Source organism: Citrobacter sp. Cy070, assembly GCF_030332245.1.
Taxonomy (GTDB): domain Bacteria; phylum Pseudomonadota; class Gammaproteobacteria; order Enterobacterales; family Enterobacteriaceae; genus Citrobacter; species Citrobacter youngae.
This window is the reverse complement of the sequence record NZ_JAOWIG010000052.1, coordinates 1-2853: the sequence shown is the minus strand read 5'-3', so window position 1 is coordinate 2853 and position 2853 is coordinate 1. Positions and strand designations below refer to the sequence as shown.

General features: G+C 46.4%; 1 protein-coding gene and 1 pseudogene. Both read left to right on the top strand.

Annotated features, from left to right (window positions below; translation table 11 throughout):
- Positions 1–2402: T6SS effector BTH_I2691 family protein (locus tag OGY19_RS07390; RefSeq protein WP_286596281.1), on the top strand; the 2402-nt coding region annotated here is incomplete at its 5' end.
- A 70-nt stretch (positions 2403–2472) separates the two neighbouring features.
- Positions 2473–2853, top strand: a pseudogene (locus OGY19_RS07385) (hypothetical protein); the annotation flags it as partial.

Here is a 2853-nt window from a genome sequence, read left to right as displayed (position 1 = left end):
ACAGTGATGGCGGAAAGGATTTTCTGACGCTGCCTTATGAAGTCCTGGAGAATGATATCTGGATAGCATTCACGCAGTGTCCCTGGACGGAAAAAACGATGGAGCGTTACGCGGGCGATAGCGGTCAAAGGCAGCGCAGAATGCAGCGCCTGAGTTCCTCAAACTGGACGGCGCCCCAGGCTTCACAGCAAATAACAGAGGCAACCACAGCAAATCTCGCCAGGGTTCTGGATTACATCCCGGCGCAGGGCAGCCAGCTGTGTCCGGCAATGCGGTTACCGTATGGCACCCATACTAAAATCCGCGTCAGCCAGTGTGTGAGTGAACGCTATGCCATAGTCAAAGAGCCGGGGCCGCAGGAGACATTGTATCCGTGGAAGAACGGAGTGGCCGGAAATACAATCCGGCAGATGAAGGAACGGGGTGTGAAGCCAGACGGTTCCCCCGTGACACCGTTGCTGATGGCGTTGCATGATGCAGCAGGGATAGCGCATGAGCTGACGGGATGGACGAATGATGTCCTGGCGATGGCGAAGATATTTGGTGAAGAACGCGCCCTGGAGTTCTGCACCCAGGGTCTGATAAACGGTGTTGAGAATATTATAAAAAAGAGTGCTGAGCAGGATGTGGAACAGCAGCTCGCGGCAATGGGTGGTTCACTTTCAACATCTCGTGATATGGATTACGCATATGGAATGTATGTCTGGAATGAGGGACGAAAAGGTAATACGGATATTTTAAGCCGGGAGGAATTTGAGCGACAGTCGAAGAAAAGACAGGAACAGAATCTGAAAAGGTCGCGGGTGGCAAATAATCTGCGCAGATATAAAAGAAAGATAAAGCAAGAGTGTCTGGATTCGTTTATTAAATGTGGTGAGGACCTGACGCACAAAATCGATAAACAACTCGAAGTGATAATTGATTTGCGCTGCCAATGGCTTAAATCTCCGGGTTTTATTCGTACGCTGCAGGATTTTTATTCTGATCTTCCACAGGATAATTTGCATTTTCGTGAGGTTGCAGCTTTTGCAATGTCTGGATTAGGTGCGGCGAAATCTGGTGTGAGTTTACTGGATGACTGGATAAAAGATTATTCTACAACTGATGAAAACAACCTCGTCTGGCGTACTCATTTTTATAATGCACCTGAGTTAATGACGGTTGCCGAACCCTTGCTTGCCAGTGTGCGCAAAGGAGTGAGTCAGCCGGTTACAGAACAAAGTTTGTTGGCATTTTTTGAGTCAAAATCCGGTGACCTGGTTAAATTGTTCGAAGGGTTTAGTAAAGCAACTGCTGCGCTGGATGAGCCACCTGGAAATGATGCAGTCTGGTCAAAGCGGGTGTTGTATCAAGCTGATCAACATATGGCAACGCTGGGTTCCCGTTTATTTTCTGTTTCGGGTGTTGGGCCGAAACTGGACTCCATAAACGATCTTGTCGTTAAAACGCTCTGTTCTCTTTCGGCAGGTAAAACAGTAGCGGAAATAAAGTCTTTCTCGAGTAAATATTTTGGCTGGGCGACCGAGCGCAGCTACTATATAAACGAAATGCTCTTTGTTAATCCTCAAAAAGACAGAGTGTCAGGACGGTTAAAAGTTGCTCAGGTACGGTTCTCCGATCTGGAAAAGGCGACTGCAGACTTCAGTATCACGGGAGCGAAAAAAAATGCTTATCGTGCGACAAGTATCAATTTCCTGGTGCTCTTTTTTAATATGGTGGAGCTATATAACCAGGCAGATCATTTTAAACGAGATGACTTTTCCAGTTATGCCAAACTGGTCGCGGCGGGATTTGCCACCACGGGAGGCGCGATTGATATTGTCAGTAAAATGATGGATGTCATAAAAAAAGATGACAAATCATTTCCAAAACTGAAATGGGTGGGCGCCAGTTGCGCGATGCTCAATGCTATTGCATCGTTGGGGGCTGATTTTTCAGATGCCTACCAGTTAAAGGATGAAAGTTCAATAAATAAACAGTGGACATACGGAATACTATATTTGGGGAAAATACTGAATGATATAACAACTATTATTTCAGTCAGCGGCAAAGTTTTGCCTGCTTTAATGTCAAAATTTGGCTGGAGTACGGCCGTCGGCAGTATGGAGGTGTGGCTGGGGCGTGCAGCGATACCTACGGTGTATGCGCTGGGAATTGAGTGGATTGGTGTTCTCTCGTCCTGGCAGTTCGCTTTGTTTCTGGTGGTAGTGGACTATGCCCTGAAAGAGTATTTTTTTGAAGATGAAATTCAAATCTGGCTGCAGAACACGCTGTTTGGCGAAAAATTCTCGACAGATATTGATAGCTGCTCAGAAGAAAAAAAAGCAGAACTTATAGTGAAATGTGGAAAATCGCTGACGGAATGCTTACGTAAAATAGAATCTTCCAATAAAAACAAATAAATCAAATTTATTAATAAAATTATTAAATAGATGCCAGTATGGTCATATCCACATATTGCGGGAATAAATTATGGAAAAAGAGCTGAAATTCTCGGACGGATTGCGAAGAAGCCTCGAAGGCAGCAATAAAAAATATCCGCTGCATAACTATCTGCAGCAAAAAAGTGAGCTGGCGCGAACGCAGGACATTCTGCGCAATATCGAGGCCAGAAATGAAAAAGGAAAATGGCTGGCACATTTTCGCCTGAAAGAGAAAGAGCTGCTGGAGGCGCTGAAAAATGCTCCACCGGACCCGGTACTGCCGCCTCCAGCACCGCTGATTAAAGTTCGGGGGGTCATTGAAAAACTGACGCAGCGGCGGGTGGTGCAGCATTTCGACGTTCTGTCCTACCCGGAAGGAAGCGCCTACTACGCCCGCTATAAAAAGAAGATGGCGGCGTCGGCGGTGGTC